The 12,783-nt window shown below is 63.5% G+C and carries 13 protein-coding genes; 7 read left to right on the top strand and 6 right to left on the bottom strand.

Annotation, left to right across the window (positions count from 1 at the left end):
- Positions 1 to 25: 25 nt before the first annotated feature.
- Positions 26 to 646 (top strand): LysE family translocator, encoded by a 621-nt coding sequence (locus tag M5B96_RS29135; RefSeq protein ID WP_248800380.1) that lies wholly within the window; start codon positions 26 to 28, stop codon positions 644 to 646.
- 102 nt (positions 647 to 748) lie between these two features.
- Positions 749 to 1,243, top strand: a complete 495-nt coding sequence (locus M5B96_RS29130; protein ID WP_248800379.1) for a hypothetical protein — start codon at positions 749 to 751, stop codon at positions 1,241 to 1,243.
- 97 nt (positions 1,244 to 1,340) lie between these two features.
- Here M5B96_RS29130 and M5B96_RS29125 read toward each other — a convergent pair whose 3' ends face one another.
- The 3 genes from M5B96_RS29125 to M5B96_RS29115 all read right to left on the bottom strand — a co-directional run bounded on the left by M5B96_RS29125 (position 1,341) and on the right by M5B96_RS29115 (position 4,462).
- Positions 1,341 to 2,294 carry a diguanylate cyclase gene (locus M5B96_RS29125; RefSeq protein ID WP_248800378.1) on the bottom strand — a complete coding sequence of 318 codons (954 nt, stop codon included), beginning with the start codon at positions 2,292 to 2,294 and terminating at the stop codon, positions 1,341 to 1,343.
- A 3-nt stretch (positions 2,295 to 2,297) separates the two neighbouring features.
- On the bottom strand, positions 2,298 to 3,296 hold the full coding sequence (locus M5B96_RS29120; protein WP_318654862.1) for a response regulator: 999 nt from the start codon (positions 3,294 to 3,296) through the stop codon (positions 2,298 to 2,300).
- A gap of 191 nt (positions 3,297 to 3,487) precedes the next feature.
- Complete coding sequence (locus M5B96_RS29115; protein ID WP_248800376.1) at positions 3,488 to 4,462, bottom strand: GlxA family transcriptional regulator; 975 nt, start codon at positions 4,460 to 4,462, stop codon at positions 3,488 to 3,490.
- Positions 4,463 to 4,575: 113 nt separating this feature from the next.
- On the opposite strand from M5B96_RS29115, the gene inhA reads away from it, so the two are divergent.
- A complete protein-coding gene (gene inhA / locus M5B96_RS29110) occupies positions 4,576 to 5,265 on the top strand; it encodes an isonitrile hydratase (protein WP_248800375.1) in 690 nt (229 codons plus the stop codon).
- Here inhA and M5B96_RS29105 read toward each other — a convergent pair.
- The 3 genes from M5B96_RS29105 to M5B96_RS29095 are packed head-to-tail and all read right to left on the bottom strand — an operon-like array spanning position 5,262 to position 8,246.
- Positions 5,262 to 5,588 carry a hypothetical protein gene (locus tag M5B96_RS29105; RefSeq protein ID WP_248800374.1) on the bottom strand — a complete coding sequence of 109 codons (327 nt, stop codon included), beginning with the start codon at positions 5,586 to 5,588 and terminating at the stop codon, positions 5,262 to 5,264. The two genes, inhA and M5B96_RS29105, sit on opposite strands and share 4 nt — an antisense overlap.
- Entirely contained in the window at positions 5,585 to 6,937 is a 1,353-nt protein-coding gene (locus M5B96_RS29100; protein WP_248800373.1) for an acyclic terpene utilization AtuA family protein, read from the bottom strand. The genes M5B96_RS29105 and M5B96_RS29100 overlap by 4 nt, the downstream gene beginning before the upstream one ends.
- 16 nt (positions 6,938 to 6,953) lie before the next feature.
- A complete protein-coding gene (locus M5B96_RS29095; protein ID WP_248800372.1) occupies positions 6,954 to 8,246 on the bottom strand; it encodes a CitMHS family transporter in 1,293 nt (430 codons plus the stop codon).
- Positions 8,247 to 8,360: 114 nt separating this feature from the next.
- On the opposite strand from M5B96_RS29095, the gene M5B96_RS29090 reads away from it, so the two are divergent.
- The 4 genes from M5B96_RS29090 (at position 8,361) to M5B96_RS29075 (ending at position 12,782) form a co-directional block, all read left to right on the top strand.
- On the top strand, positions 8,361 to 9,266 hold the full coding sequence (locus M5B96_RS29090) for a LysR family transcriptional regulator (protein ID WP_248800371.1): 906 nt from the start codon (positions 8,361 to 8,363) through the stop codon (positions 9,264 to 9,266).
- Between the two features lie 46 nt (positions 9,267 to 9,312).
- On the top strand, positions 9,313 to 10,023 hold the full coding sequence (locus M5B96_RS29085; RefSeq protein WP_248800370.1) for a FadR/GntR family transcriptional regulator: 711 nt from the start codon (positions 9,313 to 9,315) through the stop codon (positions 10,021 to 10,023).
- A 118-nt stretch (positions 10,024 to 10,141) separates the two neighbouring features.
- Positions 10,142 to 11,335, top strand: a complete 1,194-nt coding sequence (lhgO, locus tag M5B96_RS29080) for an L-2-hydroxyglutarate oxidase (protein ID WP_248800369.1) — start codon at positions 10,142 to 10,144, stop codon at positions 11,333 to 11,335.
- 115 nt (positions 11,336 to 11,450) lie between these two features.
- On the top strand, positions 11,451 to 12,782 hold the full coding sequence (locus tag M5B96_RS29075; protein WP_248800368.1) for an MFS transporter: 1,332 nt from the start codon (positions 11,451 to 11,453) through the stop codon (positions 12,780 to 12,782).
- Position 12,783 lies beyond the last annotated feature (1 nt).

Below are 12,783 nucleotides of genomic sequence, written 5' to 3'. Positions count from 1 at the left end.
CCGCCTCTCGCCCCCGGAGCCCGCCATGGACCTGCCGACACTGATCCTGTTTATCCCGGCGTGCTTCGCCCTGAATATGGCCCCCGGCCCGAACAACCTGCTCTCGGTCAGCAACTCGACGCGCTATGGCTTTCGCACTTCCTGCCTGGCGGGCTTCGGGCGCTTGCTGGCGTTTGCCGGAATGATCGCCCTGGCCTCGGCGGGCCTGGCGGTGGTGCTGCAAACCTCGGAGCTGCTGTTCTATGGAATCAAGATTCTCGGCGCCGCCTACCTGATCTACCTCGCCCTCCAGCTCTGGCGCGCCAACCCCGATGCCGACACCCGCGCCCAAAGCGCCCCCGCCAGCCTGCGCGCCCTCGCCCGCCAGGAGTTCCTGGTGGCGGCCGGCAACCCAAAAGCCATTCTCATCTTCACCGCCTTCCTGCCCCAGTTCATCGACCCGACCCGAGGCATTCCCGCCCAGTTCGCCGTGCTCGGCGCCCTGTTCCTGATGCTGGAACTGATCGCCATCAGCGCTTACGCTTACATGGGCGTGCATATGCGCCGCTGGTTCGCCGAACCCAAGGGCAAGCGCCTGTTCAATCGCGGTTGCGCGGTGCTGCTGTCGGGGGCGGCTTCGGTGCTGTTGATGGCTCGGCGGGCCTGAGCACACACCCGCTCAACGGGCTGGCGAGTGCCGTTCCGACAGACTCTAGTGGGGCGATTTGCCCTCTGATACGATCTTTCTCCAAAACCAGGGAGCATGGTAATGGCGATCGCGGAATTCCATTTCAAAACCTATCAATCGTGGGATATGGGGCTTGCCTGTGGCGACGATGCCACGCCTTCGGTCAACCCCGCTCCCGCGACAACGGCCTGCATCTACATCATCCATAACACCGGCGAGAATTCGACCTACGTGGGTTACGCCGACAACGCCTTCGACCGATGGAAAACCCGCGCCGAGGTGTTCCATATCATGGGAATTCCAAAGGCTTACGCCAAAAACATCTTGTGCGCCTACTGCCTGCCCACTGTCGACAGCGGCAAGTCGATGTTTCTCGCCGGGCAGAACAACTGCGAACATCTGCTCATTCGTGCCGTGGTCAATGGTTTGCTCGGCGTCACGACCAGCACCAACACGCAGCTGGGGAAAACACCTTTTATCAACCCGATAGCGACGATGGTCCGGGTTTACCTGCCCACTGAGAAATGGGGAAAGCTGATCGGCAGCCGGCAAATCGCGCTACCGCATCAATACTGATCCTCAAGAAACGTCCTGGCACACGCATCAGGCTCCGAGCATTGCGGCCTATGCAGTCCAATCAAGGGCGGGGATGGCATGGCGAATCGGGGTCGGTTCACTCGTAGACCGTCACCCGATTACGCCCGGCCTTCTTCGACGCATACAAGGCATGGTCCGCCCAGGCGATCAGGTCGGCGTGACTGATCGAAGGCTGGCTCAAGTCCGCCACCCCCAGGCTGATGGTGAAACGGATGCTCTGGCCTTCATGTACGACCTCCAGGCCTTCGATCGCCTTGCGCAAGCGTTCGGCAAAAAAACGTGCGCCGGCCTTGTCGGTGTCCGACAGCACCACGCCAAATTCTTCGCCGCCATAACGCCCGGCCACGTCGCTGTCACGCACATGCTCGCGGACCATATCGGCCACATGCTCGATGACCTTGTCTCCCGCTTGATGGCCATAGGTGTCATTGACCCGCTTGAAGTGGTCGATGTCGAACATCACCAGGCTCGTGGCATTGCCATAGCGCTGGTTCCGCGCATAGGCGGCCTTCAGGCTTTCCTCCCAGTGCCCACGGTTGTACAGCCCGGTCAGGCGATCGGTGCTGGAGAGCTTCTGCAACTTGGCATTGGCCGCCTGGAGCTGGTGGCGGTTGGTGGCCACGTCGGTGACGTCATAGATCACCAGGCAGATATGGGTGATTGCGCTGTTGGTGGAGCGCAACGGCAACAACGTGGTGTTCTGGTACATGAAGTCTTCCTGGCCGGTGATCGGCTGGTAGTTCTTGAACCGCACCAGATAAGGTCGCTGCTCCCAGATGGTGAACGCCGGCGTGCCCAGGGTCGCGACGCTCTCCACCTTGCGGCTGAACCATTCGCGATCGACTTCGGGAAACAGGCTGAAGAAAGACTGGTTGTTGGCGTCCTTGGGCTGCACCCCGGAACGGTTTTCCATGAAGGTGTTCCAGACCTGCACGCAGTAGTCGCGGTCCAGCACCACCACGCCGACATCGATGCTCTGGACAATCGCCAGCAACCAGTGAAACTCGTTCAGATCGAGAGTGTCGTTCATGGCTCAATTCATCAGGTAGGCGAGTTTGTCGGTCAACCGCTCGATGGAGTCTTCCGTGAACAACAGCAGCAAGTCGAAATGAATGTCGTGTCCTTCCAGGCTATAGCTGATTTCCACCGCCAGGGTCTTTCTCCAGCGTTGCTGGTTGACCCGGATCAGTTCGTCGATGGCCGCATGCTGCCCGAGAATCTGTGGATGGCCCTGGGAAAACACCACGTCGATCTGCTCGGCAATACTGCTCAGGCACGCGCCGATCAGCACGCTGGAGAGGTCCAGCAGCATTTCCAGGTCCGAATACTCGGTGCCCTGGCGCTGCATCAACTGCGCCATGTCGGCGATTTCCGAGTCATGGAACATCAGCAAGGCTTCGCCGGCGATGCCGCTGCCGATAAAGCCCTGGCAAATGGCGGTGAGCTGGTTGCCGCTCCCGGCATCCATCAGCGCCATGTGCAGCTCGCCCACTTCGAGGATATTCACGTTCGGTACCGGCAACTGCACGAACACCCCGAGGACCTTGGCAATCAGCGCCGCCGCACGACCGATGGCGACGTTGACCGTTTCGCGAAAGGCATCGCGGAAACTGATTTCAGCCGTCGGTTCAGGGCGAGCGGCTGACTGCGCCGGACCTGGGACATTCAGCAGCCCCAGTCGGTCGAGGGTCTCGCGCAGTTCGTCCTGGTCGAAGGGTTTTTTCAGGAACGCCAGCGCGCCCAGCTCGTGAACCCGGCGTACCGCCTCTTCCTGGACGTCACCGGAGATCACGATCACCTGTGCCTGCAAACCTTCGGCACGAATCGCCGAGAGCACCTGGTAACCATCCATTTCCGGCATGGTCAGGTCGAGCAGCACCACCTGTCCCAAGCCCTGGCGAATGGCATCCAGCCCCTGTCGACCATCGCTGGCCTCGGTGATCGAAACCTGCCAGTCCGTCGGCAGCGCCCGTAAAACCTGCTTACGGGCCATGTTGGAGTCGTCACACACAACTAGGGGAATCACTGACACAGACCGGTGCTCATCTTATTTGGGTATCAGGGAAAGCATTAATGGCATGATGCCATAGGTTTTACAAAACATGCTTAACGTACAGGTTTTATTGCGAACTACGTCTGATATTCCAAAAGCTTAGGCGCAATCGGCGCTCAGGGGATGGCTTAGATCAACGAAGTGGATCGACGGCGTCACCCGGCGGGGTCCTATGCCCGCACTGAAAAACGCTCGCGGTAGGCCTGTGGCGTGACACTCATGGCCCGCAGAAAGCTGCGGCGCAGGGTTTCCTCGCTGCCGAAACCGCAGCGGGTGGCGATCCGCTTGATCGGCAGCGTGGTGTCGCTCAGCAGGCGCCGGGCGGTTTCCACACGGATCTGCTCGATGGCCCGGGCCGGCGTCTGGCCGGTTTCGGCGCGATAGTGACGGACGAAACTGCGCTCGCTCATGCCCGCCTGCTGCGCCAGGATCGAAATCGACAGGTCCTGCGCCAGGTGTTCGGCGATCCACGCCTGCAACTCAGCGAAACGGTTGCCGGCCTTCTGCAAGGACAAGGTGGCGCTGAATTGCGACTGCCCGCCCGGGCGCTTCAGGAACACCACCAAGTGCCGCGCGACCTCCAGCGCCACGGGGCGCCCCAGGTCCGCTTCAACCAGGGCCAGGGACAAGTCGATGCCTGCCGTCACCCCGGCCGAGGTCCAGACCGGACCGTCGTTGATAAAGATCGGATTGGGCTCGACCCGCAGCCGCGGGTACTGCGCCGCCAATTGTTCGCAACGGGTCCAGTGGGTGGCCACCCGCCGCCCGTCCAGCCAGCCGCTGGCCGCCAGCAGGAACGCCCCGGTGCAGACCGAGGCGACCCGCCGCGCACAAGCGGCCTGCTGGCGCACCCAGGCCACCTGCAGCGGGTCCTCGGCGGCCGCGTAGGTGCCCCAGCCGCCGGCGATGACCAGGGTGTCGCAGGGCGTGCCCGACGCCGGCAACGGCTCCGCCACCAGGGCCAAACCCGCCGAACTCATCACCGGCTCGCCCTGGGCGGCAACCACGCTAACGGCATACGGCAGCGGCAGGCCCTGGGCCCGCGCCAGGTCGTTGGCCGAGGCGAAGACCTGCAGCGGCCCCGTGACATCGAGCACCTGCACATTGGGGAAAGCCAGGATCCGGATCGTTCTGGGTGCGTTCATAAGGTTTGGCGTGAAACGTGGGGTTAATGGCGGATACGCCAAAGCCTACGAAACTACAGTAGGTTCGTCCAGCCTCGCCGGACCTGCTTATTCACTCCCAAGGAGCTATCGCCATGACACTGCATATCGGCTTTCTGTTGTTCCCCAAAGTCCAACAGCTCGACCTCACCGGCCCCTACGACGTCCTGTTCTCGCTGCCGGATGTGCGGATCCATCTGATCTGGAAGGACCTGGCCCCCATCACCTCCAGCACCGGCCTGGTCTTTACGCCGACGACGACCTTCGAAGACTGTCCGCCCCTGGACGTGATCTGCATTCCGGGCGGTGCCGGGGTCGGGCCCTTGATGGAAGATACCGAGACCCTCTCGTTCATCGTCCGGCAGGCCGCGCAGGCGCGATATATCACCTCGGTCTGCACCGGCTCCCTGGTGCTGGGTGCCGCCGGGCTGCTGCAAGGCCGCAAGGCCACCACTCACTGGGCCTATCACGACCTGCTGGCGCCTCTCGGTGCAATCCCCGTGAAAGACCGTGTGGTCCGTGACGGCAACCTGCTGACCGGCGGCGGCATCACCGCCGGGATCGACTTTGCCCTGACCCTGGTCGCAGAACTGGTCGGCGCGCAAGAGGCCCAGGTGATCCAGTTGCAGCTGGAATACGCACCGGCGCCGCCATTTAACTCCGGAAGCCCCGAGACGGCGTCCGCGCAGGTGCTGGAGATTGCCCGGCAACGGGCGGCGGAGTCGCACAAACAGCGCAGCCTGATCACCGAGCGGGTCGCCCAGCGTTTGAAACAGGTGGGTTAATCGCACTCCCACGGCATATCCAGTAACGCCGAGCCCAAGCTTTTGCCGTGGGCATCCAGCGCCAGGGAACGGGTGACCCCGCCACGGAGGATGCCCGGCAAGACAAAATTCAAGGCCAACACCCCCGGTACCGCATAGCGCCGTACCGGTCCGGCGGATGGATCGAGCAGCGACGCAAAGTAGTCCGCCACCCGCTCCGCCGTCAGCCACGCGCATAACCTCGGGTAGTCCTCGGCACGGTAGGCAATTACCGAGATATTCGAGGTGTCGCCTTTGTCGCCCGTGCGCGAATGGGCAACCGCACGCAATTCAAGGCCCTTCATGAGCGATCCTCCAGATGAACCGTCGCCGTCAGGTTTTCCCGTGGCAACAACAGCGACGCCACCGCCACCACCTGCCGTACGCTTTTGCTCGCACCGCCACCGCCGGCGGGGCCGTTGGTGTACAGCGTCTCCACTTCATTACCGACGCGCACCGCATCGGCCCGCTCGACACACCGCGCCGCCACCCGCAAACGCACTTCCCAGGGGTCGCCCTGCCCTCGCGCACCCAGCACTTCGCCATACAGGGCATCAACACCCATCAGTTCCGCGCGGACTTCCTCGGCTTTTACACCAATGATTTGCAGGCGCTGCAAGACAATCTCCCGCGCCAGCCGCGCCCGGGCCAGGGCGCCCGGCCCGCCGTAGGACATCTGCCCCTCGCCGATCCAACCGTCCAGGTAGCCGACCGAAACCTTCAGGGCTTGCGGACGCGGTCGCCCGCTCGCTCCCCGCACGCCAACCCGGTCCACGCCTTCCGTGACAAAACTCACGCCCTGAAAGTCCGCCGTGACATCCGGCGTCAGATAGGCCGCCGGGTCATGCACCTCGTAGAGCAACTGCTCGCTACAGGTGGCCACATCCACCCGCCCGCCGCTGCCGCTGACTTTGGTGATGATCGCCCGGCCCTCGGCATCCACTTCGGCCAGGGGAAAGCCCAGGTGCGCCAGGTCCGGCACCTCCTTGACGCCCGGATCGGCAAAGTAACCGCCGGTGATCTGTCCCGCGCACTCCAGCAGATGGCCGAGCAGCGTGCCACGACCCAGGCGCGGCCAATCGTCCGCCGCCCAGCCGAATTCGAAGCATTGCGGCGCGAGAAACAACGACGGGTCGGCGACGCGGCCAGTGATCACCACATCGGCATCGGCCGCCAGGGCCTGGACGATGCCTTCCGCGCCCAGGTAGGCATTGGCGGAAACCAGCCGCTCGCCCAACTGCTCGACCCGCCAGCCGTTGTCCAGCAAACGACTCGGCTCGGCGCGCAGCACCTCAAGTACATCGTCACCGGTCACCGCGGCAATCTTGAGGCCGGGCAAGCCCAGCTCGGCGGCGATCCGCCGGACCTCCCGAGCGGCGGCCAGGGGATTGGCCGCGCCCATATTGGTGATGATCCGCAGGCGCCGCCCGGCACCGCCGACGAAGGGCAGCACGCGCTCCATGCGCTCACGCAGCAAAGGGTCATAACCGGCCTCGGGATCGCTGAGCCGAACCTGTTGCGCCAGGGCGATGGTCCGTTCGGCCAGGCACTCGAACACCAGGTAATCCAGCTCGCCCTTGGCCGCCAGTTCCACCGCCGGTTCAATGCGGTCGCCCGAATAGCCGGCACCGGAGCCGATACGCAAGGTTTTCATCGCAAGGTCCCTCATTTCAAAAGATGCCCAGGAGCAACGCCGTCAGGGTCATCAACACCGAGGCGGCGAGCAGGAAAGGAATGGTGAAACGCTGGTGATCGGCCAGTTCGATCTTGCACAGGCCCACCAGCAAAAAGGTCGCGGGGGTCAGCGGGCTGACCGGGAACCCGGTGGTATGCACGCCCAGCAAGGACGCCTGGGCCACCTGCAACGGCTCCACGCCCAAGGCCTTGCCGACCTCGGCGATCACCGGCATCACCCCGAAGTAGAAGGAGTCCGGATCGAACAACAGGCTCAGCGGCATCGACAGGAAGCCCACCACCGCTGGAATCAGCTTGCCGTGGCCGGCCGGGATCTGCGCCACCGCCACTTCAGCCATGGCCTTGAGCATGCCGGTGCCCTGCATGATGCCGGTAAAGACACCGGCCGCCAGGAGGATACTGGCCATGGTCAAGGCCGTCTTGGCGTGGGCATCGACACGCGCGCGCTGGGCGTCGACATTCGGGTAGTTGAGGCACAGCGCAACCACGGTGCCGAGCATGAACATCACCACCGGGTCGACCCAGCCGGCGATCATCACCGCCATCACCAGCACCGTCAGCAGCAGGTTGGCCCAGAACAGGCGCGGACGGCGCAGGGCTTCTTGCTGTTCGCTGATCACCCGACTCGGCACGCTGCCCGCGACCAGGTCGGCCCCCAGGCCCAGGCGCCGCTCTTCACGTCGCCCCAGCCACCAGGCGCAGGCGAAGACAAACAGCAGACCGACGATCTGCACCGGAATCAACGGCTGGAACAGATCCGCCACCGGTACATGCAAGGCCGCCGACGAACGCAGCACCGGGCCGGTCCAGGGCAGGAAGTTGACCCCCGCCGCCATCGCCGCGACACAGGCAAGGATCCGCCTGTCGATACCCAGCCGCGTATACAGCGGCAACATCGCCGGGACAGTCACCAGAAAGGTCACCGCCCCGGAGCCGTCAAGGTGCACCAGCAGCGCCAGCAAGGCCGTGCCCATGACAATCCGCGTGGGTCGCGTGCCCACCGTGCGCAGGATGCGGTCGATGATCGGATCGAGCATGCCGGCATCCGTCATCACCCCGAAGAACAGGATGGCGAACACGAACATGCCGACCACCGGGGCGACATTCTTGATGCCGGTGACGATAAAGGCACTGGTTTGCAAACCGAAACCGCCAAGCAGCGCGGCAATGATCGGCAAGGCGATCAACGCGACCAGCGGCGAGAGACGCTTGCTCATGACAGCCGCAAGCAGACAGACGATGGTGATGACACCCAACGTGGCGAGCATGGGAAGACTCCGGGGCCGCTCAACGGCGGACAGTTATTGTTTTCCCTGGAGTATTGGAACGCGGTTAAGCTTTGTAAATTGGAATGTTCACTGCCATGCATTCGGAAAAACAAAATGAAGAACGCCATCCAGCATATCCGCGCCTTCCTGACGGTCGCCCAGACCGGCAGCTTCGCCCGCGCCGCCACCCTGCTGCACCTTTCGCCCTCGGCGCTGACGGTACAGGTCCAGCAGTTGGAAGAGTGGCTCGGCGTCACCCTGCTGGAGCGCAGCCCGCGCCAGGTCAGCCTGACCGGTGCCGGCCAGCAGGCCCGCGGGCCCATGGAGAAACTGCTGCTGGACCTGGACAATATCGTCAGCGGTTCCCGTGACCTGGCCAGCCTGCAACGGGGCGTAGTGACCCTGGCCGCCTTGCCGTCGATCTGCTCCGGCGCCCTGCCGCCGGTACTGAAGCTGTTTCGCCAGGCCTATCCCGGTATCGAAATCCGTCTGCGGGACGTGGTCGCCCAGCGCATCGACAGCCTGGTACGGGAGAACGAGGTGGACTTCGGATTGGGTGTACGGGCCCGACTCAATCACGGCCTGGATTTCGAAGTGGTCATGGTCGACCGCTTGTGCCTGTTCCTGCCCGACGAACACCCGCTGGCGCGCAAGACCACGGTCAGTTTGCCGGACCTGAGTGGCCAACCGATGATCCTCACCGGACGCGACAGCAGCGTGCGCGAACGGGTCGAGCAACTCTTCGACGAACAAGGCCTGATACTGGTGCCGGGGCTGGAAGCCAACTACATGTCCACGGTCCTGGCACTGGTGCGCCAGGGGCTGGGCATGGCGTTGCTGCCGGAGTCGGCGGATGACGGCCTGAACGCTTTGCACAAGCGCGTGGTGGAACACCCCGGTGTCAGCCGCGAGATCGGTCTGATCAGGCGTAGCGGGCAGCCCTTGTCGCCAGCCGCGACGCGATTCGTCAGCTTGATTCGGGAAGGCCTGGCCTCGACCCGGTCTGTTGACAAACCTTGAACCACTCGGGCATTGTCTGACAACCTGACTACCGAGCCTGACCTTCATGCTGGAACTCCAACGCCCCGACTCCCTGGTTGAACGAGTGGTCAGTGCCATTCGCGCGGAAATCGATACCGGGCGGCTGGCGGCCGAAGCACGCCTGCCGACTGAACAGCAGTTGGCGGAACAGTTGAATGTCAGCCGCTCGGTGGTCCGCGAAGCCATCGCCCAGCTCAAGGCCGACGGCGTACTGATCGCCCGGCGTGGGCTCGGCTCGTATATTTCCCAGACCCCGACCGGCACGGTGTTTCGCTTTCCCAAAAGCGAGGGGCGCAAGACCGACCTGGCGCAGATGTTTGAAATGCGCCTGTGGATCGAGACCCAGGCCGCATCGATTGCCGCGCAACGGCGTGACGAGGCGGACCTGCAACGCATGCAGGCGGCCTTGCAGGAAATGCACGACAAACGCACTGACTTCGATGCCGCCGCCGCTGCCGACGTGGCCTTTCACCGGGCCATCGCCGAGGCCAGCAAGAACGAGTATTTCGTCGCCTTCCATGACTTTCTGCGCGGCCAGTTGGCCGAAGCGCGGCGCACCGCCTGGGAAAACTCCGCCAGCCGTTCCGTCGGCGGTTCGGCGGATGCCGGGCGTGAACACCAGGCCTTGTACCAAGCCATAGCCGATGGCAATCGCCAGGCCGCCGCCGCTTGCGCCGAGGCGCATCTGCGGGCCTCGGCCAAACGCTTGCAGCTGGAACTGCCACCCATGAACTGAACCGATCCGCCCGGCGCTGCAGCCACAGCGCCCGGGCAAGCAGACTCAATTCGGCATGCCAGCATTAGTCTGACAACCTGATAACTAGACATGAACAAAAACAAGGTAGGTTTCCTGCATGATTTATGACTTCTGCATCATCGGCGGCGGCATCGTCGGCCTGGCCACGGCCATGGAGTTGCTCAAGCGCCAGCCCGGCGCCTCGCTGCTGATCCTGGAAAAGGAAACCAGCCTCGCCCGCCATCAGACCGGTCATAACAGCGGCGTGATCCATGCCGGCATCTACTACGCGCCGGGCAGCCTCAAGGCCGACCTGTGCAAACGCGGGGCCCAGGCCACGAAAGACTTCTGCCGCGAACACGGGATCCGCTTCGAGGTCTGCGGCAAGTTGCTGGTGGCCTCCAACGCCCTTGAAGTGCAACGCATGCAGGCCCTGTACGAACGTTCGCAACTCAACGGCATGCGCGTCGAGCGTCTCGACGCCGCCGAATTGCAGCGGCGCGAACCGAACATCATCGGCCTCGGCGGTTTGTTCCTCGACGCCACGGGCATCGTCGACTACCGCGAAATCTGCCAGGCCATGGCCCGGGTCATCACGGCCGGCGGCGGCGAGATCCAACTCGACACCAGGGTCACGGCCATCCAGGAAGATGGCGACAAAGTCACCGTCAGCAGCCACGACCGCGTCTGGCAGGCGCGCAAGCTGGTGGCCTGTGCCGGCCTGCAATCCGACCGCCTGGCAACCCTGGCCGGGATTCGCATCGATCACCAGATCATTCCCTTTCGCGGCGAATACTTCCGCCTGCCGGCGGCCAAGAACAACATCGTCAATCACCTGATCTACCCGATTCCCGATCCGGACCTGCCGTTCCTCGGCGTGCACCTGACCCGGATGATCGACGGCAGCGTCACGGTCGGACCGAATGCCGTGCTGGGACTGGGCCGGGAGAACTACCGCAAGTTCTCCATCAACTGGCGGGACGTCGCGCAATACGCGGCCTTTCCCGGATTCTGGAAAACCCTGTGGCAGAACCTGGGTTCCGGCAGCCAGGAAATGAAGAACTCATTGTTCAAGCGCGGCTACCTGGAACAATGCCGCAAGTACTGCCCGTCCCTGGTCGTCGACGACCTGCTGCCCTACGAGGCCGGTATCCGTGCCCAGGCGGTGATGCGCGATGGCAGCCTGGTGCATGACTTCCTGTTCGCCGAAACGCCGCGCATGGTCCACGTCTGCAATGCACCGTCGCCCGCCGCGACCTCCGCCATGCCGATCGGCGAAATGATCGCCGACCGACTGTTTGCTCCGCGTTAACCCGAAAAACCTCCCGCGTACAGGAGTACGCCCTCTCCGTTTGCCCGAGCGGGGCAAACGGGGCGCACCAGCGATCACTTGAAAATAACTATAAAGACCTGCAAGGAACCCTCTGATGTCGGTACACAAAGCGTCCGGATCCCCCATCGAAACCCCGCAACAAACCCGCAAGCGCCTGCGCAAAGTCGCCGCCGCGACCATCTTCGGCTCGATGCTGGAGTGGTATGACTTCTATCTCTACGCAACCATGGCGGCGATTGTCTTCGCGAAGATCTTCTTCGATGCCAGCAACCCACAGACCGCCTCGCTGCTGGCCTTCTCGACCTTTGCCATCGGTTTTATCGCCCGGCCGTTCGGCGGTATCCTGTTCGGCTACCTGGGCGACAAGTTCGGACGCAAGCAGGTGCTGGTCCTGACTTTCTGCATGATGGGTGTCTGCACCACGCTTATCGGCCTGATCCCCAGCTATGCCAGCATCGGCCTGTGGGCGCCAGTGCTGCTGGTAGTGATCCGTATCATCCAGGGCCTGGGGGCCGGCGCCGAATTGTCGGGCGCTGCCGTGACCTCCTACGAACACGCCGCCCAGGGCAAGCGCGGCAGCCAGGGCGCCTGGCCGGCGCTGGGACTGAACCTCGGCCTGCTGCTGTCGTCACTGACCATTTACCTGCTGACCCTGAACGGCAATGCATTCCTGCTCGACGGCGGCTGGCGCATTCCCTTCGTCTGCAGCATCGCCCTGGTCGGGGTCGGCCTATGGGTGCGCAACAGCATTCCGGAAACCCCGGAGTTCAAGGAACTGAACCAGCAGAAACGCGCGCAGCCCAAGGTCTCGCCGTTGAAAGCCCTGCTGAAGAACGACCTCAAGGGCCTGGCCGTGGTGTTTTTCGTCGCCATCGGCTACAACGCCCTGAGCTATATCTTCAAGACTTTTTCCCTGGCCTACCTGACCCAATACAAAGGCGTCGACGTGCACGTGACCTCCTTGTCAGTGACCCTCGCCAGCCTGGTGGCCATTGTCGCCGTGCCGTTTTTCGGCTGGTTGTGCGATCGCTGGAGCAGCAAGGCGGTCCTGGTTCTCGGCGGGGTGTTTTCGCTGCTGTTCGCCTACCCTTTCCTGATGCTGCTGGGCAGCGGTGAAAACTGGCAGATCTACCTGGCAATCGGCATCGGCACCGGGGTCCTGGCGCCGATGATGTTCGCCCCACAGGGCTCCTTCCTCAGTCGGCAGTTCCCGACCCAGACCCGCTCCTCGGGCTTTGGCACCGGTCGTGAAATCGGCACCGCGGTGGCCGGTGGCCTGGCGCCCCTGGGTGCCCTGTCGCTGGTGTCGGCCTCGGCGACCCACTCCACCGATGGCGTGGCCCTGATCCTGGCGATCGCGGCGGTCTGCGTGGTGGTCTTCGCCTTGTGCGACCAGGGCAAAAAGCACTCGGCGTTCAAGAACTGAC

This window comes from Pseudomonas sp. MWU13-2105, from assembly GCF_023242315.1.
Classification (GTDB): Bacteria; Pseudomonadota; Gammaproteobacteria; order Pseudomonadales; family Pseudomonadaceae; genus Aquipseudomonas.
The sequence above is the reverse complement of the archived record's forward strand: the minus strand, read 5'-3'. Positions and strand labels throughout refer to the sequence as shown.

Excerpts from the sequence above, each read along its gene's own strand:
- M5B96_RS29090 (WP_248800371.1), top strand. The coding sequence starts at position 8,361 with ATGAAGAACGCCATCCAGCATATCCGCGCCTTCCTGACGGTCGCCCAG.
- M5B96_RS29095 (WP_248800372.1), bottom strand. The coding sequence starts at position 8,246 with ATGCTCGCCACGTTGGGTGTCATCACCATCGTCTGTCTGCTTGCGGCT.
- M5B96_RS29135 (WP_248800380.1), top strand. The coding sequence starts at position 26 with ATGGACCTGCCGACACTGATCCTGTTTATCCCGGCGTGCTTCGCCCTG.
- M5B96_RS29105 (WP_248800374.1), bottom strand. The coding sequence starts at position 5,588 with ATGAAGGGCCTTGAATTGCGTGCGGTTGCCCATTCGCGCACGGGCGAC.
- M5B96_RS29125 (WP_248800378.1), bottom strand. The coding sequence starts at position 2,294 with ATGAACGACACTCTCGATCTGAACGAGTTTCACTGGTTGCTGGCGATT.
- M5B96_RS29100 (WP_248800373.1), bottom strand. The coding sequence starts at position 6,937 with ATGAAAACCTTGCGTATCGGCTCCGGTGCCGGCTATTCGGGCGACCGC.
- M5B96_RS29130 (WP_248800379.1), top strand. The coding sequence starts at position 749 with ATGGCGATCGCGGAATTCCATTTCAAAACCTATCAATCGTGGGATATG.
- M5B96_RS29085 (WP_248800370.1), top strand. The coding sequence starts at position 9,313 with ATGCTGGAACTCCAACGCCCCGACTCCCTGGTTGAACGAGTGGTCAGT.
- inhA (WP_248800375.1), top strand. The coding sequence starts at position 4,576 with ATGACACTGCATATCGGCTTTCTGTTGTTCCCCAAAGTCCAACAGCTC.
- M5B96_RS29075 (WP_248800368.1), top strand. The coding sequence starts at position 11,451 with ATGTCGGTACACAAAGCGTCCGGATCCCCCATCGAAACCCCGCAACAA.
- lhgO (WP_248800369.1), top strand. The coding sequence starts at position 10,142 with ATGATTTATGACTTCTGCATCATCGGCGGCGGCATCGTCGGCCTGGCC.
- M5B96_RS29115 (WP_248800376.1), bottom strand. The coding sequence starts at position 4,462 with ATGAACGCACCCAGAACGATCCGGATCCTGGCTTTCCCCAATGTGCAG.